Origin of the sequence: Brevibacillus daliensis, from assembly GCF_021245735.1 — a bacterium.
Taxonomy (GTDB): Bacteria; Bacillota; Bacilli; order Brevibacillales; family Brevibacillaceae; genus Brevibacillus_B; species Brevibacillus_B daliensis.
In genome coordinates this window covers 1-375 of the sequence record NZ_JAJISB010000083.1, presented here as the reverse complement: position 1 = coordinate 375, position 375 = coordinate 1, and the positions used below count along the sequence as shown (strand labels likewise).

1 protein-coding gene is annotated in these 375 nt (G+C 43.7%); it reads left to right on the top strand.

Annotation, left to right across the window (positions count from 1 at the left end; translation table 11 throughout):
- On the top strand, positions 1 to 375 hold a 375-nt coding region (locus LM917_RS24320; RefSeq protein WP_232700278.1), incomplete at both ends, for a DDE-type integrase/transposase/recombinase.

The window sequence follows — 375 nt, the reverse complement described above, 5'->3', positions numbered from 1 at the left end:
CGAAAATCTGTTAAACCGGAAGTTTCACGCATCTGCACCAAATGAGAAGTGGGTAACGGATGTAACGGAATTCAAATACGGTAAGGGTCAGAAAGCCTATTTAAGTGCCATTCTGGATCTTTATGATAACACGATTGTCTCTTATGTCTTGGGGCATTCCAACAACAATAATTTAGTATTCCGAACGGTGAAAAAGGCATTACAAGCGGCACCAGGAAGCAAACCCATGCTGCATAGTGATCGGGGTTTTCAGTATACCTCTTCGAGGTTCAAAAGGTTGTTTGCCAGCAAAGTGACGCAGAGTATGTCCAGAGTTGGCAGATGTATTGATAATGGTCCAATGGAAGCCTTCTGGGGAACTCTGAAATGCGAGAG